Genomic DNA, 25,897 nt, shown 5'->3' with positions numbered 1-25,897 from the left:
CGCGAAAAGCCCCCGGCCGCTCGAACCGAGCGTGCGACCGGGGGCTTTCGGGTGTCCGTTACGGGTTGAGGCCGTGCTGCTGGAGCCAGGGCTCCGGGTCGACCGGGGCGCCGCCGCCGGGGCGCACCTCCAGGTGCAGGTGCGGGCCGGTGACGTTGCCGGTCGCGCCGACCTTGCCGATCTGCTGGCCGGAGGCGACGCCGCCGGAGCCCTTGATGATCGAGGAGAGGTGGCAGTACCAGATCTCGGTGCCGTCGGGCAGGGTCTCGACGATCCGGTAGCCGTACGAGCCGGACCAGCCGGCCGAGGTGATGGTGCCCTGGCCGAGCGCGTACACCGGGGTGCCGGTGTCGGCGGCGAAGTCCAGGCCGGTGTGCAGGTTGGCCCAGTAGCGGGCGCTCTGACCGTAGTGGGCGGAGAGCCGGTAGTCCTTCACCGGGAGGGTGAGGGCGGCGGCGCGCTTGGCCTCCGCCTCCGTCGCGGCGGCCTTGGCCTCCGCCTCCTTGGCGGCGGCCTTGGCCTCGGCCTCCTGCGCGGCCTGCACGCGGGCACCCTCCTCGGCGGCGGTGCGCTGGCTGTCGGCCTGCTGCTGGATGCGGGCGGCGAGCGCGAGGCCGGGGTCGGCGGCGAGCGCGACCGGGGTCTCGTCGGGGGCCTCGACGGCGGGCGCGACGGCCGGGGTGGCCGAGGCGAAGCCGGTGGCACCGAGGGTGGCGGCGACGGCGGTGACGCCGAGCAGCGGGGAGGCGCCGCGGGTCTGACGCGGCATCCGGTGCCGGTTGGCCTCGGCCTCCGGGCCGAGGGCCTCGGGCCCGTCCGCGCCGGGGTGGTCGAGGAGCTGGGTACCGGCTGCGGGGCCGGCCGGGTGTGCCGGGGTGTGCGTCGACGCCACGGAGGCGCGCTCCTTTCCTTCCTTCGCGCCTACCGGGTTAGCTGACGGGTTCGGAGCAGGAAGGTCTCCTACGGCCGGGCCGGAGCCCCGCCGATTCACCCCAAGGAACATGGTTCCCCGGCTCCCTGACCTGCCCGGAGGCCGGTCGGCGGGATTAGGCGACGGCGCACGGTGCCGTCTGGGAACGGCGTTGACGACCGCGCTGCGTTATCAAACGTTAATCCTAGGACGCCCTGATTCCAAGCCATCCGTCCGGGACGGCAGTGGAGCGAGTGATCGGACGTCAACGAACGACCCCTCATACGAGCACCCCATCTGAGTACTCCTACTCATGTGCGGCCCGGCCGGGCGGCCGCATCCTGACGCCATGAGCGCACCGATGCAGAACCGCACGACGGCCGCGTACTACATCCAGGCCATCCTCTCCTTCGCCCTGTCGGGCACCGCCCTCGCCGTCGGGATCGCCTACCTGCCGGTCGGCGGGTGGACCCGGGCATTCCTCGGGATCGGCCTCCTCTACACCGTCACCTCCTCCTTCACCCTGGCGAAGGTGATCCGGGACCGGCACGAGTCGAACGAGATCGTCAGCCGGGTCGACCAGGCCCGGCTGGAGAAGCTGCTCAGCGAGCACGACCCGTTCAAGCCCGAGGGGATCTGAGGCGAGCCGGCCTTCCCCTCTCCCGTCGACGCCCTCTTCAACGCCCTCTTCGACAGTTCCTTCGAGACTCTCTTCGGCCGGAGGCTTGACGGCTAAGGCTATTAGCCTTAGCTTTATGGCTATCGGCAGCAGCGCCGATGTCGCAGCGAAGGACCGAGGAGGCCCACCATGAACGCCCCCATCAGCCCGGACACCCAGTACCTGACCGTCCCCGGCGGGCGGATCGCCTTCGACGACACCCGACAGGGCGACGGCACCCCCGTCGTCCTGCTCCCCGGAATGCTCGACAGCCGGGCCGCGTACCGGCACCTGCGCCCGCTGCTCGTCGCCGCCGGCCACCGCGTCGTCACCATGGACCTGCGCGGCTTCGGCGAATCCTCCATCGCCTGGGACGACTACGGCCCCGCCGCCATCGCCGGCGACGTCCTCGCCCTGCTCGACCACCTCGGCATCGAACGCGCCGTCCTCGCCGGGAACTCCTACACCGGCGCGACGGTCGTCAAGGCCGCCGGGGACGCCCCGGAGCGGATCGCCGGGATCGTCCTGATCGACGCGTTCGTCGAGAACCCGCAGCCCGGCGCCCTGATGCGCGGCGCCCTCCGCCTGATGAGCGCGGCCCTCGTCCACTGGCCCGCCTTCTGGGGCTTCTACCTGCGCCGGATGGCCTTCCCCGGCGCCAAGCCCGCCGACTTCGACGGCTACGTGAACGGACTGGTCGCCGCCCTGCGCACCCCGGGCCGCAAGACCGCCACCCGCGGATACGTCACCGGGGACTCGTCGCCGGCCGGCTGGACGGCCGCCGTGCGGTGCCCGGCGCTGGTGGTCATGGGCAGCAAGGACCCCGACTTCCCGAAGCCGGAACTCGTCGCCGACCGGCAGGTCGCGGCACTCGGCGCGCGGAAGGCGATGATCGAGGGGTCCGGGCACTACCCGATGGCCGACAACCCGCAGGCCACCGCGGACGCCCTGCTGCCCTTCCTCGCCGAACTCGCCTGACCGCCGGCCCGGCCGCCCGACCGAGCCGCCGTCCGACCCGACCCGTCGCCCGACTTCCGTACGGAGAAGCCGAAACCATGCCCCGCGTAGGACTGACCCCCGACCAGGTCGTCGACCACGCCCTCGCCCTCATCGACGAACAGGGCGCCGACGCCCTCACCCTGGCCGCCGTCGCCGCCCGGGCCGGGGTCGCCACCCCCTCGCTGTACAAGCACGTCAGCGGCGGCCTCGCCGAACTGCGGCAGCTGATCGCCGTCCGGGTCACCGAGGAACTGGCTGACCGCCTCGCGGACGCCGCCCTCGGCCGCAGCGGGGACGACGCCGTCGCCACCGTCCTGCGCGCCTACCACGCGTACGCCACCGAACGCCCGCACCGCTACAACGCCCTCCCCCAGGCCCCGCAGTCCGACGACGACCTGGCCCGGGCGGCCGCCCGGCTCGTCGGCGTGATCGTCGCCGTCCTGCGGGAGTACGGCCTCGACGGCTCCGAGGCGATCCACGCTGCCCGCACCGTCCGCTCCCTCGCCCACGGCTTCGCCTCCCTCACCACCGCCGGCGCCTTCCAACTCGCCGAGGACCTCACCACCACCCAGGACCGCCTCATCACCGCCCTCACCACCGGCCTGCGCACCTGGCCGGCGTAGCGGCCCGACCAGGTGCGCAGGCCGTGGTGGGCGGGGGCCGGTGCGGCGGCTCGGTCACCCTCCACCGTCCGGGGAAATGGGGTATTAAGAATCAGTGCCCCCCTCCGAGGACGACAGCCGGACTCCCGACCAGCGCCGGACCCCGCTCAGCGGTTCGACCACGCGCAGTGCGATGCGCTGTGTGCGCCTGCTGCTCGGCTGCACCAGCGCCGCCGAACTGCTCGGCACCGTCCTGGCCGAGGGCCCGAGTTGGATCACCGGCGAGGGTTCCGCGCTCTACCTGCCGGATGCCGCCGGGATGCTCCGGCTGACCGTCTCGCACGGGCTGCCGGAGCGGGCGCACGAGCGCTACGGCGTGGTCGATCCGGCCGGTGAGCTACCCGCGGCGATGGCCCTGCGGCTGCGCCGCCCCTACCTGCTCAGCCCGGAGCACACCGGCATCGACTACCCGAACCGGAACGCCGGCATGGGCACCGGGATGGTCACCGTGATCACCCTGCCGATGGTGGTGGACGAGCGGCCGGTCGGTGTCCTGGCGCTCGCGCTGGCCCACCGGGGCACCGTCCCGCGCCGTGACATGGACGTCCTGGAGACGATCGCGGAGGCCTGCGCGCACCGGATCGACCACCTGCTCGACCACGCCGCGGACGCCCGGCTCCCGCAGGGCGCCCGCTCACCGCAGGGCGTCCGGTTATCCGACGGCCCGGTGCCGGAGGGGGCGGACGGCCGCCCCGCCGGGTCGGCCCATCCGCTGTTGTCGCTCGCCGTCCGGGCCGCCGGGCACGGCGCGTTCGAGCGCGATCTGGTCACCGGGGAGAGCTACTGGGACGCCGCGGCGTTCCGGGTGGCCGGGCGGCCGGTCTCCCCGGACGGCGCCGCCCCCGAGCTGGACCGCCTGGTCCACCCCGAGGACCTGCCGGACGTGCAGGCCGCGCTGGCCGAGGCGCTGGCCGCCGGCGGGCACTACCGGATCGGCTACCGGGTGCAGCGCCAGGGCGGCAAGGTGGCGCGGGTGGAGGAGTCCGGCGAGGTGATGCTGGACGTGCACGGGCGGCCGGTGCGGATCGCCGGGCTGCTCGCGGACGTCGGTCACCGGGAGCGGCCGCCGACCGACGAGGGGAGCTCGCCCGCCACCGCCCGGACGGCGCTGCTGCTGGCGCTCACCCGGGTGCTGTCGCGGGCGGTGACCGTCCGGGACGTCACCGCGGCGGTCACCGACATCGCCCGGCCGGCCCTCGGCGCCGCCGGCATCGTCCTCGACCTGGTGGACGAGGGCCGGCTGCTGCCCGTCTCGCACACCGTGTACGGGGGCCCGCGGCGCACCGAGCTCACCCGGCTGGCGGACCTGTCCGAGGCCGTGATGCAGCATTCGCCGGCCCGCTCCGCCCCGCTGTTCAGCGAGCCCTCCGCCGCCCGCGCCCGGCACGACCCGCTCACCCCGGCGGCCTGGGCGGTGCTGCCGCTGGTCGCCTCCGGGCAGCAGGTCGGCTCCTGCCTGATCACCTTCGCCGCCGAGCGGGTGTTCAGCCGCGAGGACCGCACCCTGTACGCGGCCTTCGCCGGCATCCTCGCGCAGTCCCTGGAGCGGGCCCGGCTGTACGACACCCACCACCACCGGGCCACCGAGCTGCAGCGGGCGATGCTGCCGCGCACCCTGCCCCGGCTGCCCGGGATCGCCAGCGCCGCCCGCTACCTGCCGAGCACCGAGGGCATGCAGATCGGCGGCGACTGGTACGACCTGCTGCGGCTGCCGGACGGCCGGGTCGGGCTGGTGATCGGCGACGTCCAGGGGCACAACGCCGAGGCGACCGCCGTGATGGGCCAGCTGCGCAGCGGCCTGCGGGCGTACGCGACGGACGGGCACGACCCGGCCGCCACCCTGACCCGCACCAGCCGGCTTTTGGCCGAGCTGGACACCGAACTGTTCGCGACCTGCCTCTACCTGACCCTGGACCCGGCCGACGGCGAGCTGACGGCGGCCCGGGCCGGCCACCCGGCGCCGGTGCGGATCACCGCCGGCGCCCGGGCCGTCGAGCTGGACCTGCCGGGCGGGCCGCCGCTGGGCGTGGCCCCGGAGCGGCCGTACCCGCTGGCGGTCGAGCGGCTGGCGGCCGGCGAGACGCTGTTGGCGTACACCGACGGGCTGGTCGAGGACCGCGAGGAGGATTACGACGAGTCGGTGCAGCGGATGCTCGGCGGGCTGGAGCTGTGGGCCCGGCAGACCGGGCCGGGGCGGATCGGTCCGGCGCCCGCGCTGGAGCGGCTGGCCGACCTGCTCACCCTGAACGTGACCGAGCGGCGGTCCCGGCCGGACGACGTGGCGCTGCTGCTCCTGCATCGGACGACGCCCCTTCCGTAACACCCTGCACACAGGTCCCACACATCCCGGGATGTGAATCGGCCATCCGGCGTGACGCCACCGCACCGCGGTCGGCCTGGCGGCGCCGTCCCGAGGTCTCGTCAGGTGCGGCGATCGAGGGCGAACGAGTCCGGGTTGGGGGCGGATTGGCGCGATTTTGACGAGATCCGGTCACTTGGCGAGATCCGTTCACACCTTCGTAGGATCATCACCCTAGAATTCGCCGCGTGACGATGACTCAGTGGTCCGTAACGGCAACCGGCGTACTCGCCGTCCTCGCCCTCGTGGCCGCCGCGCGGTACCGCGCCGTGTCCGTCACCCAGCGCCGCCGTGCCGACAGCCTCCAGCTCTCGCTGCACATCGCCGGCAAGGAGTTCCTCCTCGAACACAGCCGCCGGAACACCGAACTGGCCGCCGTGCAGCAGGAGCAGGAGCACACCGCCTCCACCCAGCGGGCCTTCCTCAGCGTCGCCCGCCGGATCCTGGTGATGGCCCACGACCAGCAGGCACTGCTGGACGAGATGGAGCGCACCCACGACGACCCGGCGCTGCTGGAGGGCCTGCTCAAGGCCGACCACGCGGCCGCCCAACAGGCCCGGCTGGCCCAGACCCTGGCCGTGCTGTGCGGTGCCCGGGCCGGGCGGCACTGGCCGGAACCGGTCACCCTGGAGGACGTCGTCCGCGGCGCCCAGTCCCGCATCCTGCCGTTCCAGCGGGTGGTGGTCCGCAGCCGGATCGAGACCGCGGTGGTCGGCGCCGCGGCCGAGGCGCTGATCCACGCGATCGCCGAACTGCTGGACAACGCCACCCGCTACTCCCCGCCCAGCACCCAGGTGTTCGTCACGCTGATGCCGGTGCACAACGGCGCCGTCATCGAGATCGACGACGGAGGCGTCGGCATGCCCGAGCAGGCCGTCGCCAAGGCCGCCGCCGCGCTCGCCGGCGGCAGCACCCTGGAAGTCTCCCGACTGGGCGAGGTGCCGCAGTTGGGCCTGGCCGCGGTCGGCCGGCTCGCCGAGCAGTACGGCTTCCGGGTCACCCTCAGCTCGGCGCCCTCACCGTACGGCGGTGTGCGCGTGGTCGTCCTGCTGCCGAACGCGCTGCTCACCGAGCCGCTGCCGCCCACCGTCCCCGGCCTCGGGCCGGACGACCGGACGTTCGACCCCGACCCCCGACCGGCCTCTCCCGTCGGTCACCCCCTGGTGGAGACCCCGCCGCCCGGTCGGGACCCCCAGCTCGGCGACACCCCGCCGCCGCTGCCCCGCCGGAGCCACCGGCGCGACCGCGCCGATCGCCCCGCCCAGCACGCCGCTCCCCCGCCGCCGCCCGCCCCGCCGTACCGCTCCGCCCGGGACGCGCAGGCGTTCATGGCGATGTTCCAGGCCGGGACCGCCAGCGGCCGATCGGCCGCCCGGGCCCAGGCCCCCTCCGACCCTTCCCGTCCTGCTTCCCCCCGACTTCCCCAGCGCTCCGGAGAGTTCCATGACCACCACCCCTGATCTCGGCTGGCTGCTCGCCGACATCATCGCCGTACCGCAGGTCCAGCACGCCGTCGTCGTCTCCAACGACGGCCTGGAGATCGGCCGCAGCACGGGCATCGCGCGCGAGGACGCCGAACGGCTCGCCGCAGCCTGCTCCGGACTGCAGTCGCTGGCCCGCGGCGTCGCGACGGGCTTCGGCGGGCCGGGCAGCGCCACCCGCCAGATCATCATCGAGTACGGCGGCGGCTACCTCTTCATCGTCGCCGCCGGGGCCGGGGCGCACCTGGCCGTCGTGACCAGCGAGGCGGTGGACGCCGGCCTCGTCGCGTACCAGATGCAGGTCCTGGTCGAGCGGATCGGAACCCACCTCACCAGCCCGCCGCGGGTCGACCACGCGGCGGGGGGCCACCGGTGAGCGGGCCGGTCCGGCCGTACGTCATCACCGGCGGGCGCAGCCGCTCCACCCGGGCCGAGCTGGCCGTGGAGAGCCTGGTCAGCGTCCTGCCCGGACCATTAGGGCGGCCCGAACCGCCGCAACTGCCCGAGCACGTGCTCCTGAACCGGGAGCACCGGCGCATCCTCGGGCTCTGCCACAGTCTGCTGTCCATCGCCGAGGTGGCGGCCCACCTGGGGCTGCCCTTCGGCGTCGTCAAGGTGCTGGTCGGGGACCTGTGGGACCTCGGCGCCGTGCAGGTGCTCCCGCCCGTCCCGCAGGCCGAACGCCTGCCCACAACCCTCCTGGAAGAGGTGCTCGTTGGCCTCCGCCAACTCCGCTGAAGCCGTCCCCGAGGCCGCCGGTGCGGCCGACGGGCCGCAGTACCTGCCGTCCTCGGTGCAGGGCGCGGTCAAGATCCTGGTCACCGGCCCGTTCGGGGTCGGCAAGACCACCCTGGTCGGCTCGCTGAGCGAGATCACCCCACTGCGCACCGAGGAGACCATGACCGCCGCCAGCAGCGGCGTCGACGACCTCACCGGGCACGACACCAAGACGACCACCACGGTCGCGCTGGACTTCGGCCGGATCACGCTCAACCCGCGGCTCGCGCTGTACCTGTTCGGCACGCCCGGACAGCAGCGGTTCTGGCCGCTCTGGGACGACCTGTCGCGCGGCGCGCTCGGCGCCATCGCCATGGTCGACCTGCGCCGACCGGACGAGAGCTTCGACGTCCTCGGCCGGTTGGAGGAGCAGCGCATCCCGTTCGCGGTGGCGGTCAACACCTTCCCGGACACGCCGAGCTACCCGGAGGAGGAGCTGCGCACGGCGCTGGACCTGCTGCCGGACGTGCCGATCCTGTTCTGCGACGCGCGCGACCGCCGGCAGTCCTACGACCTGCTGATCGACTTCGTCGACCACCTGCACCGCAGCTCGATCCTGGAGCTGCAGGGATGAGCGCCCCCGAACCCCCCATGCCCTCCGGGTGCCCCGTCGCGCACGGCGGCGGCCGCCCGCCCGGCAGCGGACTGCCCGTCGGCGTGCCGCTGACCCCGCTGTACGGACCGGCCGTCGCCGAGGACCCGCACGGCCTGTACGCCCGGCTGCGCGAACGCCACGGCCCGGTCGCGCCGATCGAGCTGGAGCCCGGGGTCGAGGCCTGGCTCGTCCTCGGCTACGCCGAACTGCTCGAACTCACCCGCAACGAGGCGCTGTTCTCCAAGGACTCGCGCCGCTGGCGGGTGCCCGCCGAGGGCCGGCTGCCCGGGAACTCCCGGCTGCTGACGATGACCTCCTGGCGGCCCACCCTGCTCAACCTGGACGGCGCCGAGCACCAGCGGCTGCGCTCCGCCGTCTCGGACACCCTCGCCCAGATCGACCACCACCAGCTGCGCGGGACCACCGAGGCCGCCGCCAACAGCCTGATCGACAGCTGGGGGCCGGACGGCACCGCCGACCTGATCACCCAGTACGCCCGGCGGCTGCCACTGCTGGTCTTCACCCAGCTGATCGGCCTGCCGGCCGAGGCCGGCCCCCGACTGGTCGAACTGATCAGCCACTTCGTGGACAGCAGTGCCGAATCGCAGCGCGCCGGTGCCGAGTTCCAGGCGATCCTGGTCGACCTGGTCCGGCGCCGCCGGGCCGCGCCCAGCGCCGATCTCACCTCCTGGCTGCTCGCCCACCCGGCCGGGCTGACCGACGAGGAGGCGGTGCACCACCTGGTGGTGCTGATGGTCGCGGGCAACGAGACCTCGATCAACTGGACCGGGAACACGCTGCGGCTGCTGCTCACCGACCGGCGCTTCCGGGCCACCCTCACCGGCGGCCGGCTCACCGTCTCCGACGCCCTGGAAGAGGTGCTCTGGCGGGACCCGCCGACGCAGAACTTCCCCGGCCGCTGGGCCACCGGCGACACCGTGCTCGGCGGCCAGTACATCAGCGCCGGCGACATGCTGGTCCTCGGCCTGGCCGCGGCCAACGCCGACCCGGCCGCCCAGGGCGTCTCCGCCGCCGCCCAGGGCTCCCTCGGCGGCAACCGGGCGCACCTCGCGTGGGGCGCGGGCCGGCACGTCTGTCCGGCCCAGCACCCGGCCCGGATCATCACCGAGACCGCCGTCGAGACCCTGCTGCACCGCCTGCCGGACCTCCAACTCGCCGTCCCGTCGGGCGAACTGGCCTGGCGCCCGTCCCCGTGGTCACGGGCCCTGACCGCCCTTCCGGTGCTGTACAGCGCCTTCACCCCGCCCCGCCCGCCAGCCCCCGAGAGGCCCGCATGGACACCACCGTCGACTCCGCAGGAACCCGCCCCGAGCCCATCAGACTCGACCCCTTCGGAAGCGACCAGCACGGAGAGAACGCCCGACTCCGCGCGGCCGGCCCCGCGGTCCTGGTGGAGCTCCCTGGCGGGGTGGTGGTCTGGGCGATAACCCACCACGACACCCTCCAGTCGCTGCTGGCCGACCCCCGCGTCGGCAAGAACGCCGGACTGTGGACGACCTTCCGGGAAGGGCGGCTCCCGGAGGGCTGGCCGCTGACCAACTTCATCGCCGTACCCGGCATGGTCACCGCCGACGGGGACGACCACCGGCGGCTGCGCGGACTGGTCTCGCAGGCCTTCACGCCGCGCCGGATAGCCGCCCTGGCGCCCGCCATCGAGGCCAGGGCCATCACGCTGCTCGACGAGGTCGCGAAGCTGGAGGGCGAGTTCGACCTCCGCACACACTTCGCCTACCCGCTGCCGATGCAGGTGATCGGCGAACTGCTCGGCCTCGCGCTGGAGCAGCAGGACGAGCTGCACGCGCTGTCCGACACCCTGGTCTCCAGCTCGGCCACCCCGGCCGCGGCCATCGCCGCGCAGCGGGGCCTGAACGCGCTGCTGGCCTCGGTGGTGGCGGCCAAGCGGGCCGCGCCCGGTGACGACCTGACCACCGACCTGATCGCCGCCCGCGAGGCCGGCCACAGCCTTGACCAGCAGCGGCTCAGCGAGGCCGAACTGGTCGGCACCCTGCTGCTGATGCTGGTCGCCGGGCACGAGACCACGCTCAACCTGATCACCAACGCCGTCCGCGCCCTGCTCGCCCACCCGGACCAGCTGCGGCTCGTCCTGGACGGCGCGCAGCCGTGGTCGGCGGTGGTCGAGGAGACACTGCGCTACGACTCGCCGGTCGGGCAGTTCCCGCTGCGCTACGCGGTCGAGGACATCGAGGTCGGCGACGTGGTGATCCGGCGCGGCGAGGCACTGCTGGCCTCGTACGCGGCGGCCGGGCGCGACGCCGGGCACCACCCCGACGCCGACCGCTTCGACCTCACCCGCCGGCCCGCCCGGCACCTGTCGCTCGGCCACGGCCCGCACTTCTGCCTCGGCTCCGGGCTGGCCCGGCTGGAGGCCGAGACGGCGCTGCGGCACCTGTTCACGCGCTTCCCCGGGCTGGCCCTGGCGGAGGGCCGGACGAACGAGCCGATCGCGTCGTTCGTCAGCAACAGCGTGCGCACCCTGTGGGTGACGGTCGGCGCCGCCCGGTGACCTGAGGGCGGCCGGGTCGTTCGGCAGGGCATGAAGAAACTCGCCACTCTGGCCGCCCTCACCATGGCGGGCCTCGCCATCGCCGCCCCGGCGGCCTCCGCCGCCACCCAGACCGCCTCCTCGCCGGACGCCACCGGCGGCCTGACCGACGGCCTCAGCCTCTCCCCCGCCGACCTCGCTCTGAAGACCGCGAGCAAGCTCCCGGTGGTCGGGCACACCGCCGACGAGGTGGAGGCCGTCGGCACCAACCAGATGAGCCACCCCGGGCTCAGCGGGCAGATCGGCTGACCACCCGGTCAGCCGAGGGCGGCCGACCGACCCCCGAACGGCCGGCCGCCCGGTTCGAGGTGCTCAGCCGGCGAAGAGCCCGTTGAGCTCCGGGTAGGTCAGCCCGCCGTCGAGGGCGGTGTACGTGCCACTCGCGTACACCTCCTCGGCGGCCCGGCGGACCGCCGCGTACGCCGCCCTGGCCAGACCCGGGCCGAGGCTGATCCGGGCCACGCCGAGCTTCGCCAGCTCGGCGACCGACGGCGAGCCCGGGCCGGCCAGCACGTTCAGCGGCGCCGGGACGGCCGCGACCAGGGCGGCGATGGTCTCCGGGTCGGCCACGCCGGGGACGAACACGCCGTCCGCGCCCGCCTCGACGTACGCCCGCAGCCGGCGGACCGCCTCGTCCAGCCGACTCTCCGGGGCGCCGATCCCCAGTAGGAACACGTCGGTGCGCCCGTTGACGAAGAGCGGGACGCCGGCCGCGTCGGCCGCCGCCCGGGCCGCCGCGATCCGCTCGGCGGCCTCCTCCAGGGGGCGTCCCCCGTCCTCCAGGTTCACCCCGACCGCGCCGGTGTCGAGCAGCGCGGTGACGCTCTCGCCGACCCCGGCGGCGGTGTCCGCGTAGCCGCTCTCCAGGTCGGCGGTGACCGGCAGGTCGACCGACCGGACCACCTGGGCGGTCCTGGCCAGCACCTGCTCGCGGTCGGCGCCGCCGCCGTCCGGACTGCCGAGCGACCAGCAGACGCTCGCGCTGGCCGTCGCCACCGCGCGGGCCCCCGCGACGGCCACCAGGCGGGCGCTCGCCGCGTCCCACACGTTCGCCAGCACCAGGGGCTCGCCCGGGCGGTGCAGCTCCCGGAGCAGCCGGGCCTTCTCCTGCTGGGCGGTCAGCGTCGTCATGTCCCCGCTCCTCACTTCGCGGCCGGGCTCATGCGGGTGCTGACGGCGATCCGGTTCCACGCGTTGATGGTGGCGATCAGCGCGACCAGCTGGGCCAGCTCCGCCTCCTCGAACTGCCCGGCGGCCTCCGCCCACACGGCGTCCGGCACGTGGCCCTGGGTCAGCAGGGTGACCGATTCGGTGAGGGCCAGGGCGGCGCGCTCGCGGGCGGTGAACCAGGGGGTCTCGCGCCACGCCGGGAGGGAGAGCAGACGGTGCTCCCGCTCGCCCTGCTTGACGGCGTCGGTGGAGTGCATGTCGATGCAGAAGGCGCAGCCGTTGATCATCGAGGCGAGCAGCTTGACCAGCTCGACGATCACCGGGTCGAGGCCCGTCCGGGAGGCCCGGTCCACGGCCACCATCGCCTGGTAGTAGGCGGGGGCGTGCTCCGGCATCGAGAGGCGCTGGTCCGGGCCGGGCACGTGGGCGTGGGTCCCGTCCGCCGTCACGGTCTCGTTCGTCGTCGTCATGGCTGCCAGCCTAGGCAGTCGGTGGCCCGTCGCACTGGTGCATTGGGTGCCGGGTTCCTTGGGCCACTTCCGGTGCACGAACAGGCGTGCGAGGATCGCTGGGAGGACGAGGTCAGGGGACAGGGTCGTGTGCACGGCGTTCGTCAGCATCGAGCCGGGTGCGGCGGTGCCGGTGCTGCTGCTGTCCGTCCGGGACGAGTACCTGGGGCGTGCCTGGCTGCCGCCGGACCACCACTGGCCGGACCGGCCCGAACTGCTCGGCGGACTGGACCTCGCGGCCGGCGGCACCTGGCTGGCCGTCGACCCCGCCCGGCGCACCGCCGCCTGCCTGCTGAACGGCTTCGGCCCGCTCGCCCCAGCCGACTCCCGGCGGACCCGGGGCCGACTGCCGCTCACCGCCGTCACGGAGGGCGGCATCGGCCACCTCGACCTCACCCCGTACGACCCCTTCCACCTCGTCCTGGTCCGCCCGGACGGTGCCACCGTCGCCGGCTGGGACGGCAACCGTCTGGCGGAGCGCGAACTGCCCGTCGGCCTCAGCGTGGTGCTCAACGACGGGCTGGAGGGCCTGGCCGCCAACCGCTCCGCCTCCGAGCGGATCAGCGCGCTGATGGCCGCCCGCGCCGCCCACTTCCGGGCCCGCTTCACCGCCGCGCCCCGGCCCGAGCCGACCGGCGACGGGCCCGCCGCGCGGGCCTGGGGCGGGTGGCTGCCGATCGTCTCCGGCGACGGGCTGGCGCCGGACGAGGACGCGGCGCTGATCCAGCGGCGGGACTTCGGCGACGGGCGGATCTGGGGCTCCTCGTCGATCTCGCTGCTCGCGCTCGGGCCGGACCGACTGCGGTACGACTTCGCGGCCGCGCCGGCGGCGGCAGCGGCGGACGGGTCGGGCTGGCAGCGGGTGGCGGTCTCCTGAGGCCCGCCGTCGGCGGCTACGGCGTCAGGGACTTGAACCTGACGTTGCGGGAGGCGGCATCGTGGCGTGCGCCGAGCCCGAAGCCGCACCCCGAGGAGCCACGATGCACCGCCTGCCTGCCGTCCTGACCGTCGCCCTGCCGCTGGTGGGCACGCCGCTCGCGGTGAGCGCCGTCGTCCTGCTCGGCGACGCGGCGCACCGGGCCGTCCCGTCCCCCACCGTACTGGCCGTCGTAGCAGGGGCGTTGATCCACCATCTCGGCGCCGATGTCGCCCGGACGTACGGTCGGTGAACTTCTGGCGGCGGGACTGCCGGGCGTCTACATGCCCGTAGTAGCTTCGCGAGGGCCACCGGATCAGGCCGGCCGCCGACCCCCCGAGCGAAGGTGCGCGATGTCCACCCTGACCTACCCGGAAGCGATAGGCGTCGGCCTGCTGCAGGGTGTGACGGAACTGTTCCCGGTCTCCAGCCTCGGCCACAGCATCCTGCTGCCCGCCCTGATCGGCGGGAAGATCCAGCACGACCTCGACATGACCGCCGAGGGCTCGTCCTACCTCGCCGCCCTGGTCGCCCTGCACCTGGCCACCGCGCTCGCGCTGGTCGTGTACTTCTGGAACGACTGGGTCCGCATCGTCGGCGGGCTCCTCAGCTCGATCCGCCACCGCCGGGTGGAGAGCCGCAACGAGAAGCTCGCCTGGCTGCTCATCCTCTCCACCATCCCGGTCGGCGTGGCCGGCCTCGTACTGGAGAAGGCCCTGCGCAACGCGCTCGGCAAGCCCGTCCCGGCCGCCGTCTTCCTCGCCCTCAACGGGCTCGTGCTGCTCGGCGCCGAACGGCTCAAGCGCGGCGGCACCGGCCGCCGTCGGGCCACCGGGCACGCCGCCCCCGTCGACGGGCCGGGCCTGGACCCGGCGGTCGCCTCCGACCAGCGGCTCACCAGGCTGGGCTACGGGCAGGGCGCCTGGATCGGCGCCGCGCAGATTCTCGCGCTGTTCCCCGGCATCAGCCGCTCCGGCGTCACCATGAGCGCCGGCATCCTGCGCGGACTGCACCACGAGGACGCCGCCCGTTTCTCCTTCCTGCTCGCCACCCCGGTCATCCTGGCCGCCTCGGTGCTGAAGGTCCCCGAGCTGTTCAAGCCGGAGAACTCCGCCGTGCTCGGCCCGGTCGCCGCGGGCAGCATCGCGGCCTTCGTCGCCGGGTACGTCTCGGTGCGGTTCCTCACCAAGTACTTCGAGACCCGCAGCCTGACGCCGTTCGCGGTCTACTGCTTCCTGGCCGGCGTCGGCAGCGCGGTCTACCTGTCCGTCTGACGACCCACGGGGAACGGCCGGACCGGGCGGGACGCGCCGCGGTGGGCGGCCCTCCGGGCCCGGCGGGCGGGGTGCCGGACAGGCCCGGAGCACCGGCCGCGCCCTCAGACGGTGAGGCCCAGGGCGCCCAGGCGGGTCGGGTCGGTGAGGATGTTCATCTCGGTGATGCGCCCCTCGTGGATGGTGAACGACATCACCGACAGCGGACGGCCCTCGGCGAAGGACACCACCCCGGGCGAACCGTTGACCAGGACCAGAGCGCCGCCGGCGGCGAAGCGGGCGAAGGCGATCGCCTGCGAGGCGACGTCCGCCGCACCCCGGCGCAGCACGCTCGGCACCAGCGTGCCGCCGTCGGAACGGGCCACCACGTCCGGGTCCAGCACGGTCAGCAGGGCATCGAAGTCACCGCCCCGGGAGGCCGTCAGGAAGGCCTCCACCACCTCCCGCTTGCGGGCGTTGTCGGCGTCCGCGGCCGGGGTGGCGCCCTGCACCCGACGGCGGGCGCGACTGGCCAGCTGCCGGGTGGAGGCCGCGGTACGGCCGAGCACCTCGGCGATCCCGTCGAAGGGCACCTCGAACATGTCGTGCAGCACGAAGGCCACCCGCTCCGCCGGGGACAGCGCCTCCAGGACCACCATCAGCGCGATCCCGACCGAGTCGGCGACCAGGATCTCGTGCACCGGGTCCAACGCCGCCAGCCCGCTCACCACCGGGTCCGGCAACCGCACCTGCCCGTCCTGCTCCGGCAGCGGGTCCTCCCGACGGGACGTGCGGGAGCGCAACTGGTCCAGGCAGACCCGGCCGACCACCCTGGTGAGCCAGGCCCCGAGGTTGCGCACCTCTCCCACGTCGCTGCGGCTCAGCTTCAGCCAGGCCTCCTGGACGGCGTCCTCGGCCTCGGCGATCGACCCGAGCATACGGTAGGCCACCGCCCGCAGTTGCGGGCGCTCCGCCTCGAAACGCCCTGCCAGCACGGCCAGTTCGGCCGGAGAAATTTCCTCGCTCACGCTGTCACATCCTCGCGTCGGGATCCGTCGGTCCAGTGACGGACGCTAACCGAAGAGGAGATCACCGTGACCACCGCCCGCATGAAGAACCCCGCCATGGTCCTGCCGGACGCGATCAAGGGCATCCAGGCCATCTACAAGGCCGCGTACCAGGGCGGCGTCGCCCCGCAGCTCCTGGAACTGGTCCACCTGCGCGTCAGCCAGATCAACGGCTGCAGCGCCTGCGTGTTCTCGGGCGTCAACGGCGCGAAGAAGCACGGCGAGACCGACAAGCGGCTGCACGCCGTCGCGGCCTGGCGCGAGGCACCGTTCTTCGCCGACGAGGAACGCGCCGCCCTCGAACTCACCGAAGCCGCCACCCGCATCGCCGACCGCTCCGGCAAGGCTGTCCCGGACGCGATCTGGGACGCCGCCGCCGACCACTTCAACGAGGAGCAGCTCTCCGCGATCATCCTGATGATCGCGCTGACCAACTTCTTCAACCGCATCAACACCACCATCGAAGAGCCCGCCGGCACCACCTGGTGAACCCGGCGGGCCGCTCCCCCGCGCGAGAATGGGAGCGTGACCGGCTCCTGGACCTCCTTCGGCGGCGACCTGCACCTGGACCTCACCGAGCGGCGCGCCGCCGGAACCGGGCTGCGGGCCGCCCTCGAGGACGCCCTGCGCGAGGCCGTCCAGGACGGGAGACTCGGCCCCGGCACCAGACTGCCCTCCTCCCGGGCCCTCGGCGAAGACCTCGGGATCGCCCGCAACACCGTCGTCGAGGCGTACGGCCAGCTCACCGCGGAAGGCTGGCTGAACTCCCGGCAGGGCTCCGGCACCACCGTCGCCGGACGGACCGTGCCGGACCCGCCCGCCCCGGGCCGGCGGACCACCACCCGGACCGAGCCCCGGCGGCGGCCCGTCCGGCACGACCTGATGTCCGGGCGGCCCGACCTCTCGCTCTTCCCCCGCACCGCCTGGCTCGCCGCCGCCCGCCGCGCCCTCGCCACCGCACCGCACGAAGCCCTCGACTACGGCAGCCCTCTCGGCCGGATCGAACTGCGGCAGGCCCTCACCCACTACCTGGCCCGGGTCCGGGGCGTCCGCACCGACCCCGACCACCTGCTCATCTGCTCCGGCGTCACCCAGGGCCTCGGCCTGCTCTGCACCGCCCTGCGGCAGCGCGGCGCCCAGGCGCTCGCCGTCGAGGAGTACGGGCTGCCGCCCCAGCACGCCATCGCCCGGGCCGCCGGACTCACCACCGTCCCGCTGCCACTGGACGAGGAGGGCGCCCGGACCGACCGGCTCGACACCCGCCCCGGCGCCGCCCTGCTCACCCCGGCCCACCAGTACCCCACCGGCGCCCCGCTCTCCGCCGAACGGCGGGCGGAGGCGGTGCGGTGGGCGCGCGAACAGGACCGGTACGTCATCGAGGACGACTACGACGGCGAGTTCCGCTACGACCGGCAACCGCTCGGTGCCATGCAGGCACTCGACCCGGAACGCGTCGTGTACGCCGGAACGGCCGCCAAGAGCCTCGCGCCGGGCCTGCGGCTGGCCTGGCTCGCCCTGCCGGACGCCCTCGTCGAACCGGTCGCCCGGCTCAAGGTGCTCGCCGACACGATGTCCCCGGTGCTCGACCAGCTGACCCTGGCGGAGCTGATCACCTCCGGCACGTACGACCGCCACGTACGGCGCTGCCGCCTCCACTACCGGCGCCGCCGCGACACGTTGGTCGCCGCACTCGCCGAACACGCCCCGCACGTCCGGGTCACCGGCATCGCGGCCGGCCTGCACGCCGTCCTCCAACTCCCGCCCGGCTCCACCCCCGAAGCCGAACTCCTCGCCCGTGCCCAAGCCGTCGGCCTCTCCCTGAACGGCCTCACCTGGCACCGCGCCACCCCGACCCCCACCGACACCCCGCCTTCCCTCGTCATCGGCTACGGCACCCCGCCCGACCACGCCTTCCCGGCCGCACTGCAGGCCCTCTGCGACCTGCTGCGCGGCTCGTGAGGAGGAGTGGGCGAAGGGTTCCGCCCGCCTCCCTCGGGGTGGGGGCGGGCGGGCGGCGGGGGCGGCTACTTGTTGCGGCTGCCGAGTTCGAACAGGAGCATGATGAAGCCGGCGAAGACGTGGATGCCGGCGGTGTAGATGACCAGCCGGAGGTAGACCCGCTTGTTGGCCCACTTGCCGGCGTCCATGGTCTTCGGGCCGGCGGGAGTGTCAGCGGCGGGGGCCGGGGTGGCAGTGGCGGGGGCCGGGGTGGCAGTGGCGGGATCGGCCATGGGGATCTCCTCCGAGGTGTTCTGACGGCAGGTCAGTGGTTCGCGGCGGGGCCGCCGCCGAGGCAGAGTTCGCCGCCGGGACTCTGCAGCAGGGTGTGGACGAAGAGCAGTTCGACGCCGTGGTCCGACTCGGCGGCGATGCAGTGCGGGGTGAGCGAGTCGAAGTGGGCGGAGTCGCCCACGGCGAGGTGGTGGACACGGTCGCCGAGGGTGAGCCGGAGTGCGCCCTGCAGGACGTACAGCCATTCCTCGCCGGGGTGGACCCGGACCACCGAGTCCTGGACACCCGGCGGGACGTGCACCCGCAGGGCCTGCATGGCGCGGCCGGGGGCGCCGGCCCGGCGGTAGCCCCAGCCGCCGGCCCGGCCGGGTTCGATGGCGCCGCCGCGGACCACCGGGTCCGGTTCGGCCATGGTCTCGCCGAGCAGGCCGGACACCGAGGTGCCGTAGGCGCGGGCGAGGCCGAGCAGGACGGGCAGCGAGGGCTGGCGCCGGCCGGTCTCCAGCCGGGAGAGATACGCTGGGGACAGTCCGATCCGCGCGGCGGCCACCTCCAGGGTGAGGCGGCTGCTGAGCCGGTGCTCGCGGAGGCGGGCGGCGAGGCCGGCGACCTCCTGGTCGTCGAGCTGGTCGCCGGTGGCGGGGGTGCCGGTGGCGGGGGTACCGGTGGAGCTGGTGGTCATGTGCCCAGTGGACACCTGGCGTGCCGCACGGGCAAGAATTTTGCCTCAGAGGCAAGCCCCGGAGGCGCTCCCCCGTCGCTCAGGGCCGGGGGATGTTCCGCAGGTTGCTCCGGGCCAGGTCGATCATGCGTCCGACGCCGCCGGAGAGCACCGTCCGGCCGGCCGCCAGCGCGAAGCCCTTCAGCTGGGCGGCGGTGATGTGCGGCGGGATGGACAGCGCGTTGGGATCGGTGACCACGTCCACCAGGGCCGGCCCGGGCCGTTCGAGCGCCTCGGCCAGCACCTCCCGCACCCGGGCCGGTTCGGCCACCCGCTTGGCCGGGATCCCCATCGCCCGGGCGATCCCCGCGTAGTCCACGTCCCCGTTGTCGATCTCGTACTCCGGGTAGCCGGAGACCAGCATCTCCAGCTTGATCATGCCGAGCGCGCCGTTGTTGAACACCACCGTCTTCACCGGCAGCCGGTGCTTCGCCACCGTGAGCAGTTCGCCGAGGAGCATGCCGAGGCCGCCGTCGCCGGACATCGCGATCACCTGGCGGCCGGGGTTGGCGAGCTGGGCGCCGATGGCGTGCGGGAGGGCGTTGGCCATCGAGCCGTGGAGGAAGGAGCCGATCACCCGGCGGTGGCCGTTGGGCTGCAGGTAGCGGGCGGCCCAGACGTTGTTCATGCCGGTGTCGACGGTGAACACCGCGTCCTGGGCGGCGACATCGTCGAGGACGGCGGCGACGTACTCGGGGTGGATCGGCAGGTGCTTCTCGATGTCGCGGGTGTAGGCGCCGACCACGTCCTCCAGCGCGCGGCAGTGCTTGCGCAGCATGCCGTCGAGGAAGGCGCGGTCGGGTTCGGCGTCCAGCAGCGGCAGGACGGCCCGCAGGGTGGCGGCGACATCGCCGTGGACAGCCAGGTCGAGCGCGGTGCGGCGGCCGAGGCGGGTCGCGTCGTGGTCGACCTGGACGGTGTGGACCTGCGGCAGGAAGGAGTCGTACGGGAAGTCGGTGCCGAGCAGCAGCACCAGGTCGGCGGAGTGCAGCGCCTCGTGGCAGGCCCCGTAGCCGAGCAGGCCGCTCATGCCGACGTCGTACGGGTTGTCGTACTGGATCCATTCCTTGCCGCGCAGGGAGTGGCCGATCGGCGCGTTCAGGGCCTGTGCCGCCTCCATCACCTCGGCGTGCGCGCCGCGCACCCCCGCGCCGCAGAACAGCACGACCTTACGGGCCGCGTTGAGCAGCCGGGCCAGCTCCTGCACCTGGGACCACGGCGGCGCGGCGACGGCCTGCTCGGTGAGGAAGTGGCTGGTGCCGGTGGGTCCGGCGGCGGGCAGCGCGGCGACGTCGCCGGGGAAGGCCAGCACCGAGACGCCGTGCGAGCCGAGCGCGTGCTGGATGGCGATCCGCAGCAGCCGGGGCAGCTGGGCGGGGGTGGAGAGCATCTCGCACCAGTTGCTGCAGTCGGTGAACACCCGCTCGGGGTGGGTCTCCTGGAAGAAGCCGGTGCCGATCTGGCCGGACGGGATGTGCGAGGCGAGGGCGAGGACGGGCAGGCCACTGCGCTGGGCGTCGTAGAGGCCCTGGACGAGGTGGGTGTTGCCGGGGCCGCAGGAGCCGGCGCAGACGGCGAGCCGACCGGTGAGTTCGGCCTCGGCGGCGGCCGCGAAGGCGCCGGCCTCCTCGTTGCGCACGTGCACCCAGCCGATGCCCTCGGACCGGCGGATCGCGTCCACGACGGGGTTGAGGCTGTCGCCGACGACGCCGTAGACCCGCTCCACCCCGGCCTGCCGGAGCACCTCCACCATCTGTTCGGCCACGCTCGCCACGGGTGCGACTCCTTCGCTGGGCGCCGATCGTCATGGGCACCTGCACCCTCCGACGGACGGGGGGTGCGCGCAGCCGGGGTGCGCCGAACGGGTGACAGAGCAGGTCGGGTGACAGGACAGGTCGAGGGTCGGGCAGGTCGGGGGTCGGGCAGGTCGGGCGACAGGACAGGTCGGGGGTCGGGCAGGTCGGGGGCCGGGCGCTACTCGGCCGCGAGGTGGTCCGGTTGGCCGAGTTTGCCGGCGGCCAGGCCCGCCTGGGGTTGGCGGCGGGCGGGTTCGCGGCCGGGAGGCTGGGCGACGCGCTCCTGGGCAGGCGGGGCGGTGGTGGGCAGGGTGACCGGTCGGCCGGCCTTGACCTGGACCGTCTCGCCGTCGTGCCGCAGGTGGAGGACCTCGCCGCGGCGCAGCGTGTACGTCGTCTGCTCGTGGCTGATCCGGACGCCGAGCAGGTGTCCGCGCACCAGCAGGGAGAAGCTCAGCCGCATCAGCCCGGAGGGCAGCCGGGGGCGGAAGAACAGCGTCTCGTCGTGGTCGCGCAGGCCGCCGAAGCCGGCCACCAGGGCGATGCAGGCCCCGGCGAGCGAGGCCATGTGCAGGCCGTCGCGGGTGTTGCCGCCGAGGTCGTGGAGGTCCATCAGGGCGGCTTCGGCGGTGTAGTCGTACGCGAGGTCGAGCTGGCCGACCTCGGCGGCGATGACGGCCTGGGTGCAGGCGGAGAGCGAGGAGTCGCGGACGGTGAGGCGCTCGTAGTAGGCGAAGTTGCGGGCCTTCTGCTCGTCGGTGAAGGCGTCGCCGCGGACCTGCATGGCGAGCACCAGGTCGGCCTGCTTGACCACCTGCTTGCGGTACAGGTCGAAGTACGGGAAGTGCAGCAGCAGCGGGTACTTCTCGGGCGGGGTGTTCTCGAAGTCCCAGACCTGGTGGTGGGTGAAGTCGTCGGCCTGCGGGTGGACGCCGAGGTCCTCGTCGTACGGGATGTACATCGCGGCGGCCGCGTCCCGCCAGGCGGCGGTCTCCTCGGTGTCGACGCCGAGGGCGGCGGCCTCGCGCGGGTGGCGGACGGCGGCCTCGGCGGCGGCGCGCAGGTTCGCCTGCGCCATCAGGTTGGTGAACACGTTGTTGTCGGCGACGGCGCTGTACTCGTCGGGGCCGGTGACGCCCTCGATCCGGAACCTGCCGGCGACGTCGTGGTGGCCGAGCGAGCGCCACATCCGGGCGGTCTCGACGAGGAGTTCGAGCCCGTACTCGCGCTCGAACTCCTCGTCCGCGGTGGCCCGGACGTAGCGGGCGACGGCGGCGGCGATGTCGGCGCCGATGTGGAAGGCGGCGGTGCCGGCCGGCCAGTACCCGGAGCACTCCTCGCCGCGGATCGTCCGCCACGGGAACACCGCGCCGGACAGGCCGAGTTGGGCGGCCCGCTCGCGGGCCAGCGGGAGCGTGGTGTGCCGCCAGCGCAGGGCCTGGTTGACGGCGGCGGGCAGGCAGTAGGTGAGCACCGGCAGGACGAAGGTCTCGGTGTCCCAGAAGCTGTGCCCGTCGTAGCCGGGGCCGGTCAGCCCCTTGGCGGGGATGGCCCGCTCCTCGCTGCGGGCGCCGGCCTGAAGAACGTGGAAGATCGCGAACCGGACGGCCTGCTGGAGTTCGACGTCACCCTCGATCTCGATGTCGCTGGTCTCCCAGAACTCCCGCAGGAACTCGGCCTGTTCGGCGACCAGTCCGTCCCAGCCGGTGTACCGGGCGGCGGTCAGCGCGGCCTCCACCTGGTCCCGGACGGCGGGTAGCGAGCGGGTGCCGGACCAGCCGTAGGCCATGAACTTGGCCAGCCGCAGCCGCTGTCCCGGCTCCAGCACGGTGGTGACGCTGATCCGGCACTGGTCGGGGTCGGCCTCGGCGACGGTGTCGAGCTTCTCCGGGCCTTCGATGACGTGGTCCATCCCGGCCGCGACCCGGATGCCGCTGTAGCGGGTGCGGTGGACCAGGACGCCCTTGGTGGCAGTGGCGTGGTGCGCCTCGGACTGCAGCGGCGCCTCCAGGACGGCCGCGGCGCGCGGGTCGCCCTCGGGGCCACCGGGCAGCTGCTCGTTGGCGACCAGCTCGGACTGCAGGACGATCCGCACCGGGCCGTCCACCGCCTCGACGCTGTACTCGACGGCGGCGACGGCGCGCTGGGTGAGCGAGACCAGCCGGGAGGAGCGCACCCGGATGGTCCGGCCGGCCGGGGAGACCCACTCGGCCTCGCGGTGCAGCAGCCCCTCGCGGAAGTCCAACCAGCGTTTGTGGCTGATGAGTTCGCCGTAGCGCAGGTCGAATGGCTCGTCGTCCACCAGCAGCCGGATGATCTTGCCGTTGGTCACGTTGATGACGCTCTGACTGGACTCCGGGTAGCCGTAGCCGCCCTCACCGTACGGCAGCGGGCGCAGCTCGAAGACGCCGTTGAGGTAGGTGCCGGGCAGGCCGTGCGGCTCACCCTCGTCCAGGTTGGCCCGCAGGCCGATGTGCCCGTTGGAGAGCGCGAAGACGGACTCGGAGCGGGCCAGCGCGGCCAGGTCCAGGCCCAGTTCGGTGATCTGCCAGGGGTCGATCGCGAAGTTGTCCGAGGGACTCATGCACCCACCTCGCTGCGCTCGGCAGGGGCATTCGCCCAGACGCACCCCTCGATGACTCGCTCACTACGCTCGCTCATGCACCCACCTCGCTGCGCTCGCAGAGGCATTCGCCCAGACGCACCCCTCGATGACTCGCTCACTACGCTCGCTCATGCACCCACCTCGCTGCGCTCGCTCATACGGGCTCCTGCAGGAGTTCGGAGAGGTCGTCGACGACCACGGTGGCGCCATCGCGGCGCAGTTCGGCGGCCTGTCCGGTGCGGTTCACGCCGACCACCGCGCCGAAGCCGCCGGCCCGGCCGGAGGCGACCCCGGCGAGCGCGTCCTCGAAGACGGCGGCGTGCGCGGGCTCGACGCCGAGCACGCGGGCGGCGTACAGGTAGGTGTCGGGGGCGGGCTTGCCGGGCAGGCCCTCGGCCTTGGCGACGGTGCCGTCCACGATCACGTCGAACAGTTCCTCGATGCCCGCCGCCCGCAGCACGTCACGGCAGTTGGCGCTGGAGGAGACCACCGCGCTGGGCAGCCCGGCCGCGCGCAGCCGGTGCACGTAGGCGACCGAGCCCTCGTACGGCTGGACGCCCTGCTCGCGGATCATGCGCAGCACGGTGTCGTTCTTGGCCCGGCTGACCCCTTGGACGGTACGGGAGTTGGGCGGGTCGTCGGGGGTGCCCTCGGGCAGGTCGATGTCTCGGCTGTGCAGGAAAGCCCGGGTGCCGTCGAGGCGTGGGCGGCCGTCCACATAGGTGTCGTAGTCGATGACGGCGTCGAAGGGGACGAACGGCCCGCCGGTGCGGGCGGCTTCGGCGCATAGGAAGGCGTCGAAGGTGTCCTTCCAGGCCGCGGCGTGCACCTTCGCGGTCTGGGTGAGCACCCCGTCGAGGTCGAAGAGGAAAGCGCGGATGTCGTCCGGTAGCCCCAGCATGGGTGCAGTCTTACCCGGGAACGGGGGGAAGCTGCCCATTTCCCGGCGGCGCGTCGCGGGAAGGGCGGCTTCCGCCGGCCCGGCCGCGCCGCGGGCGGCTACGGGGGGCACGCGAATGACTACGGGGAGTCGGGCAGCTGCGTGTCGGGCGCCTGGACGACCGCGAAGACCGCGCCCTGCGGGTCCTGGACCACGGACATCCGGCCGGACTGCATGTCGAACGGCGGCTGGATCACCGAGCCGCCCGCCTTGACCAGGGCGTCCACCGTGGAGTCGGTGTCGTCCACCGAGAAGTAGGTCATCCAGTGCGAGGGGGTGCCCGGCGCCAGATAGCCGGGGATCGGCTGCATGCCGCCCACCGTGCGGTCGGCGACGTTGAACGAGAAGTAGCCGTCCATGCCCTGGATGGTCGCCGGGCGCAGCCCGAGCGCCGGCCGGTAGAAGCGGGCGGCCGCTTCGGTGTCGGCGGTGTTGAGCTCGTTCCAGACCAGCGCGCCCGGTTCGTTGACCACGCCCGCACCGATGAAGTCCATGGCCTGCCAGACGCCGAACACCGCGCCGGTCGGGTCGGCGGCGACCATCATCCGGCCGATCGTGCCGACGTCCATCGGCTCGTACAGGATCGTGCCGCCGGCCGCGGCGATCGCCCGGTTGCTCTCGTCGGCGTCGTCCGAGGCGAGGTAGGTGGTCCAGGCGACGGACGGTGCCACGTTGCTGCCCGACGGCGCGACCGCCGCCATGATCCCGGCGACCGGCCGGTCGTTGAGCATGCACACGGAGTAGCCGCCGAAGTCGGCCGGGCCGACCTCGCCCTGCCAGCCGAACAGGTCGCGGTAGAAGTCGAGCGCGGCCTGCTGGTCGCTCGCCATCAGGTCGACCCAGCACGGGGTGCCGGGCTGGTACGGATCGGTGACTACGGGCATTGCGGGGCCTCCCGGAGGCGGTGGTGGCCGACGGCTGTGGAGACAGGGGGGCGGGGAAACAGGGGGGCGGGGAAACAGGGGGGCGGGGAGACAGGGGGCGGTGGTCGCGGGAACGGGGCCGGTGCGACGGCGCCCCACCGCCACCATCGGCCCGGCGCCGCGATCCCGCCACCGGACGGGGCCCCGGCGGGCGACCTGCGGCGGGTTACGGAGCGTCGTGGCGCCGGGCGGTGACGAAGTACGGCTGCACCTTGCCGCTCTGCGCGTAGTCCTTGAGCCGGACCAGCAGTTCGGCCCAGGTGCCGGCCACCGCCGGGACGCCTTCCTCGCTGCCCGGCTGCCAGCCGCCGTGCCGGAACAGCAGCCGGGTGCGGTCGGGCGCTCCGGGCTGCTCGGGCTGTCCGGGGTGCTGAGGCTGCTCGGGCTGCTCGGCGAGGTCCCAGCTGATCCAGGTGCCGGACCAGTGCGGCGGGAAGGCTCCGGCGTTCGTCCACACCACCCGGTCCCGGTCGGCCCGTTCCACGCGGAGCCGGAACGGCTCGGGGACCTCGGGGAAGTCGAACAGCAGGATGTCGTCCTCCCGGTCCACGGCGGTGGTCCACCAGGCGGTCAGCCCGTCGTGCGTGGTGAGTGCGGCGAGGACGACGGTCCGGGGCGCGGCGATGTCGAGCTGCAGGGCGATCTCGGGCATGGGGTCCGCCTTTCGGGACCTCGGACAGGCCTACGGCCACCATGGCACGACCCCCGGGCCCACGCGCCCCGGAGAGCGCCGGCCCGGG

General features: G+C 73.8%; 27 protein-coding genes and 1 riboswitch. Of the genes, 16 read left to right on the top strand and 11 right to left on the bottom strand.

Going from position 1 to position 25,897, the window contains the following annotated elements; genetic code table 11:
- Nucleotides 1–58 precede the first annotated feature (58 nt).
- Entirely contained in the window at nucleotides 59–892 is an 834-nt protein-coding gene (locus tag ACIBEC_RS41605; protein WP_360505825.1) for a M23 family metallopeptidase, read from the bottom strand.
- A gap of 12 nt (nucleotides 893–904) precedes the next feature.
- Nucleotides 905–1,063, bottom strand: a riboswitch (cyclic di-AMP (ydaO/yuaA leader).
- 196 nt (nucleotides 1,064–1,259) lie between these two features.
- Here ACIBEC_RS41605 and ACIBEC_RS41600 point away from each other — a divergent pair.
- From ACIBEC_RS41600 to ACIBEC_RS41550, 11 genes are all read left to right on the top strand, one after another.
- Nucleotides 1,260–1,550, top strand: a complete 291-nt coding sequence (locus tag ACIBEC_RS41600; RefSeq protein WP_360505828.1) for a YiaA/YiaB family inner membrane protein — start codon at nucleotides 1,260–1,262, stop codon at nucleotides 1,548–1,550.
- Between the two features lie 168 nt (nucleotides 1,551–1,718).
- On the top strand, nucleotides 1,719–2,546 hold the full coding sequence (locus ACIBEC_RS41595; protein WP_360505831.1) for an alpha/beta hydrolase: 828 nt from the start codon (nucleotides 1,719–1,721) through the stop codon (nucleotides 2,544–2,546).
- A 77-nt stretch (nucleotides 2,547–2,623) separates the two neighbouring features.
- The gene (locus ACIBEC_RS41590) at nucleotides 2,624–3,190 is read left to right on the top strand and encodes a TetR-like C-terminal domain-containing protein (protein ID WP_360505834.1); all 567 of its coding nucleotides are present in this window, start codon (nucleotides 2,624–2,626) and stop codon (nucleotides 3,188–3,190) included.
- A 94-nt stretch (nucleotides 3,191–3,284) separates the two neighbouring features.
- Entirely contained in the window at nucleotides 3,285–5,549 is a 2,265-nt protein-coding gene (locus ACIBEC_RS41585) for a SpoIIE family protein phosphatase (RefSeq protein ID WP_360505837.1), read from the top strand.
- A gap of 233 nt (nucleotides 5,550–5,782) precedes the next feature.
- The gene (locus tag ACIBEC_RS41580) at nucleotides 5,783–7,048 is read left to right on the top strand and encodes a sensor histidine kinase (protein ID WP_360505941.1); all 1,266 of its coding nucleotides are present in this window, start codon (nucleotides 5,783–5,785) and stop codon (nucleotides 7,046–7,048) included.
- A complete protein-coding gene (locus ACIBEC_RS41575) occupies nucleotides 7,032–7,445 on the top strand; it encodes a roadblock/LC7 domain-containing protein (protein WP_360505840.1) in 414 nt (137 codons plus the stop codon). The genes ACIBEC_RS41580 and ACIBEC_RS41575 overlap by 17 nt, the downstream gene beginning before the upstream one ends.
- The gene (locus tag ACIBEC_RS41570) at nucleotides 7,442–7,807 is read left to right on the top strand and encodes a DUF742 domain-containing protein (protein ID WP_360505843.1); all 366 of its coding nucleotides are present in this window, start codon (nucleotides 7,442–7,444) and stop codon (nucleotides 7,805–7,807) included. Before ACIBEC_RS41575 ends, ACIBEC_RS41570 begins: the two co-directional genes overlap by 4 nt.
- Nucleotides 7,785–8,420: an ATP/GTP-binding protein gene (locus ACIBEC_RS41565; protein ID WP_360505846.1), complete on the top strand. Its 636-nt coding sequence runs from the start codon at nucleotides 7,785–7,787 to the stop codon at nucleotides 8,418–8,420. The genes ACIBEC_RS41570 and ACIBEC_RS41565 overlap by 23 nt, the downstream gene beginning before the upstream one ends.
- On the top strand, nucleotides 8,417–9,889 hold the full coding sequence (locus ACIBEC_RS41560; RefSeq protein ID WP_360505848.1) for a cytochrome P450: 1,473 nt from the start codon (nucleotides 8,417–8,419) through the stop codon (nucleotides 9,887–9,889). The genes ACIBEC_RS41565 and ACIBEC_RS41560 overlap by 4 nt, the downstream gene beginning before the upstream one ends.
- Nucleotides 9,853–10,986, top strand: coding sequence for a cytochrome P450 (locus ACIBEC_RS41555; protein WP_360505850.1), 1,134 nt, complete (start codon nucleotides 9,853–9,855; stop codon nucleotides 10,984–10,986). Before ACIBEC_RS41560 ends, ACIBEC_RS41555 begins: the two co-directional genes overlap by 37 nt.
- 30 nt (nucleotides 10,987–11,016) lie before the next feature.
- Nucleotides 11,017–11,274: a hypothetical protein gene (locus ACIBEC_RS41550; protein WP_360505853.1), complete on the top strand. Its 258-nt coding sequence runs from the start codon at nucleotides 11,017–11,019 to the stop codon at nucleotides 11,272–11,274.
- 63 nt (nucleotides 11,275–11,337) lie between these two features.
- Here ACIBEC_RS41550 and ACIBEC_RS41545 read toward each other — a convergent pair whose 3' ends face one another.
- Nucleotides 11,338–12,156: an isocitrate lyase/phosphoenolpyruvate mutase family protein gene (locus ACIBEC_RS41545; protein ID WP_360505856.1), complete on the bottom strand. Its 819-nt coding sequence runs from the start codon at nucleotides 12,154–12,156 to the stop codon at nucleotides 11,338–11,340.
- Nucleotides 12,157–12,167: 11 nt separating this feature from the next.
- Nucleotides 12,168–12,665 (bottom strand): carboxymuconolactone decarboxylase family protein, encoded by a 498-nt coding sequence (locus ACIBEC_RS41540; protein WP_360505858.1) that lies wholly within the window; start codon nucleotides 12,663–12,665, stop codon nucleotides 12,168–12,170.
- A 127-nt stretch (nucleotides 12,666–12,792) separates the two neighbouring features.
- On the opposite strand from ACIBEC_RS41540, the gene ACIBEC_RS41535 reads away from it, so the two are divergent.
- The 3 genes from ACIBEC_RS41535 to ACIBEC_RS41525 all read left to right on the top strand — a co-directional run bounded on the left by ACIBEC_RS41535 (nucleotide 12,793) and on the right by ACIBEC_RS41525 (nucleotide 14,894).
- Nucleotides 12,793–13,581, top strand: coding sequence for an NRDE family protein (locus ACIBEC_RS41535; RefSeq protein WP_360505861.1), 789 nt, complete (start codon nucleotides 12,793–12,795; stop codon nucleotides 13,579–13,581).
- Between the two features lie 103 nt (nucleotides 13,582–13,684).
- Entirely contained in the window at nucleotides 13,685–13,873 is a 189-nt protein-coding gene (locus ACIBEC_RS41530; protein ID WP_360505863.1) for a hypothetical protein, read from the top strand.
- A 100-nt stretch (nucleotides 13,874–13,973) separates the two neighbouring features.
- Nucleotides 13,974–14,894, top strand: coding sequence for an undecaprenyl-diphosphate phosphatase (locus ACIBEC_RS41525; RefSeq protein WP_360505866.1), 921 nt, complete (start codon nucleotides 13,974–13,976; stop codon nucleotides 14,892–14,894).
- Between the two features lie 104 nt (nucleotides 14,895–14,998).
- Here the strand turns inward: ACIBEC_RS41525 and ACIBEC_RS41520 are convergent, their stop codons facing one another.
- Nucleotides 14,999–15,901 (bottom strand): sigma-70 family RNA polymerase sigma factor, encoded by a 903-nt coding sequence (locus ACIBEC_RS41520; RefSeq protein WP_360505869.1) that lies wholly within the window; start codon nucleotides 15,899–15,901, stop codon nucleotides 14,999–15,001.
- 81 nt (nucleotides 15,902–15,982) lie between these two features.
- On the opposite strand from ACIBEC_RS41520, the gene ACIBEC_RS41515 reads away from it, so the two are divergent.
- Both ACIBEC_RS41515 and ACIBEC_RS41510 read left to right on the top strand, forming a co-directional pair.
- The gene (locus tag ACIBEC_RS41515; protein ID WP_360505944.1) at nucleotides 15,983–16,429 is read left to right on the top strand and encodes a carboxymuconolactone decarboxylase family protein; all 447 of its coding nucleotides are present in this window, start codon (nucleotides 15,983–15,985) and stop codon (nucleotides 16,427–16,429) included.
- Between the two features lie 36 nt (nucleotides 16,430–16,465).
- Nucleotides 16,466–17,899 (top strand): PLP-dependent aminotransferase family protein, encoded by a 1,434-nt coding sequence (locus ACIBEC_RS41510; protein ID WP_360505871.1) that lies wholly within the window; start codon nucleotides 16,466–16,468, stop codon nucleotides 17,897–17,899.
- A 65-nt stretch (nucleotides 17,900–17,964) separates the two neighbouring features.
- Here the strand turns inward: ACIBEC_RS41510 and ACIBEC_RS41505 are convergent, their stop codons facing one another.
- From ACIBEC_RS41505 to ACIBEC_RS41475, 7 genes are all read right to left on the bottom strand, one after another.
- The gene (locus ACIBEC_RS41505) at nucleotides 17,965–18,171 is read right to left on the bottom strand and encodes a DUF6126 family protein (RefSeq protein ID WP_360505874.1); all 207 of its coding nucleotides are present in this window, start codon (nucleotides 18,169–18,171) and stop codon (nucleotides 17,965–17,967) included.
- Between the two features lie 32 nt (nucleotides 18,172–18,203).
- Nucleotides 18,204–18,854 (bottom strand): XRE family transcriptional regulator, encoded by a 651-nt coding sequence (locus ACIBEC_RS41500; protein ID WP_360505877.1) that lies wholly within the window; start codon nucleotides 18,852–18,854, stop codon nucleotides 18,204–18,206.
- Nucleotides 18,855–18,933: 79 nt separating this feature from the next.
- A complete protein-coding gene (locus ACIBEC_RS41495; RefSeq protein WP_396290288.1) occupies nucleotides 18,934–20,646 on the bottom strand; it encodes a pyruvate dehydrogenase in 1,713 nt (570 codons plus the stop codon).
- Between the two features lie 221 nt (nucleotides 20,647–20,867).
- The gene (locus ACIBEC_RS41490) at nucleotides 20,868–23,273 is read right to left on the bottom strand and encodes a glycosyl hydrolase family 65 protein (RefSeq protein ID WP_360505883.1); all 2,406 of its coding nucleotides are present in this window, start codon (nucleotides 23,271–23,273) and stop codon (nucleotides 20,868–20,870) included.
- 175 nt (nucleotides 23,274–23,448) lie between these two features.
- A complete protein-coding gene (locus ACIBEC_RS41485) occupies nucleotides 23,449–24,195 on the bottom strand; it encodes a beta-phosphoglucomutase family hydrolase (RefSeq protein WP_360505886.1) in 747 nt (248 codons plus the stop codon).
- Nucleotides 24,196–24,314: 119 nt separating this feature from the next.
- On the bottom strand, nucleotides 24,315–25,118 hold the full coding sequence (locus ACIBEC_RS41480; RefSeq protein ID WP_360505889.1) for a VOC family protein: 804 nt from the start codon (nucleotides 25,116–25,118) through the stop codon (nucleotides 24,315–24,317).
- A 205-nt stretch (nucleotides 25,119–25,323) separates the two neighbouring features.
- The gene (locus tag ACIBEC_RS41475; RefSeq protein ID WP_360505892.1) at nucleotides 25,324–25,809 is read right to left on the bottom strand and encodes an SRPBCC domain-containing protein; all 486 of its coding nucleotides are present in this window, start codon (nucleotides 25,807–25,809) and stop codon (nucleotides 25,324–25,326) included.
- Between the last annotated feature and the right edge of the window lie 88 nt (nucleotides 25,810–25,897).

Origin of the sequence: Kitasatospora sp. NPDC051164, from assembly GCF_044455625.1 — a bacterium.
Classification (GTDB): Bacteria; Actinomycetota; Actinomycetes; order Streptomycetales; family Streptomycetaceae; genus Kitasatospora.
Note: the sequence above shows the minus strand (reverse complement) of the source record. Positions and strands in the feature narration are given on the sequence as shown.

Excerpts from the sequence above, each read along its gene's own strand:
- ACIBEC_RS41540 (WP_360505858.1), bottom strand. The coding sequence starts at position 12,665 with ATGACGACGACGAACGAGACCGTGACGGCGGACGGGACCCACGCCCAC.
- ACIBEC_RS41595 (WP_360505831.1), top strand. The coding sequence starts at position 1,719 with ATGAACGCCCCCATCAGCCCGGACACCCAGTACCTGACCGTCCCCGGC.
- ACIBEC_RS41590 (WP_360505834.1), top strand. The coding sequence starts at position 2,624 with ATGCCCCGCGTAGGACTGACCCCCGACCAGGTCGTCGACCACGCCCTC.
- ACIBEC_RS41485 (WP_360505886.1), bottom strand. The coding sequence starts at position 24,195 with ATGCTGGGGCTACCGGACGACATCCGCGCTTTCCTCTTCGACCTCGAC.
- ACIBEC_RS41575 (WP_360505840.1), top strand. The coding sequence starts at position 7,032 with ATGACCACCACCCCTGATCTCGGCTGGCTGCTCGCCGACATCATCGCC.
- ACIBEC_RS41600 (WP_360505828.1), top strand. The coding sequence starts at position 1,260 with ATGAGCGCACCGATGCAGAACCGCACGACGGCCGCGTACTACATCCAG.
- ACIBEC_RS41515 (WP_360505944.1), top strand. The coding sequence starts at position 15,983 with ATGAAGAACCCCGCCATGGTCCTGCCGGACGCGATCAAGGGCATCCAG.
- ACIBEC_RS41550 (WP_360505853.1), top strand. The coding sequence starts at position 11,017 with ATGAAGAAACTCGCCACTCTGGCCGCCCTCACCATGGCGGGCCTCGCC.
- ACIBEC_RS41475 (WP_360505892.1), bottom strand. The coding sequence starts at position 25,809 with ATGCCCGAGATCGCCCTGCAGCTCGACATCGCCGCGCCCCGGACCGTC.
- ACIBEC_RS41500 (WP_360505877.1), bottom strand. The coding sequence starts at position 18,854 with ATGACCACCAGCTCCACCGGTACCCCCGCCACCGGCACCCCCGCCACC.
- ACIBEC_RS41505 (WP_360505874.1), bottom strand. The coding sequence starts at position 18,171 with ATGGCCGATCCCGCCACTGCCACCCCGGCCCCCGCCACTGCCACCCCG.
- ACIBEC_RS41580 (WP_360505941.1), top strand. The coding sequence starts at position 5,783 with ATGACTCAGTGGTCCGTAACGGCAACCGGCGTACTCGCCGTCCTCGCC.
- ACIBEC_RS41545 (WP_360505856.1), bottom strand. The coding sequence starts at position 12,156 with ATGACGACGCTGACCGCCCAGCAGGAGAAGGCCCGGCTGCTCCGGGAG.
- ACIBEC_RS41480 (WP_360505889.1), bottom strand. The coding sequence starts at position 25,118 with ATGCCCGTAGTCACCGATCCGTACCAGCCCGGCACCCCGTGCTGGGTC.
- ACIBEC_RS41530 (WP_360505863.1), top strand. The coding sequence starts at position 13,685 with ATGCACCGCCTGCCTGCCGTCCTGACCGTCGCCCTGCCGCTGGTGGGC.
- ACIBEC_RS41495 (WP_396290288.1), bottom strand. The coding sequence starts at position 20,646 with ATGGTGGAGGTGCTCCGGCAGGCCGGGGTGGAGCGGGTCTACGGCGTC.
- ACIBEC_RS41525 (WP_360505866.1), top strand. The coding sequence starts at position 13,974 with ATGTCCACCCTGACCTACCCGGAAGCGATAGGCGTCGGCCTGCTGCAG.
- ACIBEC_RS41560 (WP_360505848.1), top strand. The coding sequence starts at position 8,417 with ATGAGCGCCCCCGAACCCCCCATGCCCTCCGGGTGCCCCGTCGCGCAC.
- ACIBEC_RS41490 (WP_360505883.1), bottom strand. The coding sequence starts at position 23,273 with ATGAGTCCCTCGGACAACTTCGCGATCGACCCCTGGCAGATCACCGAA.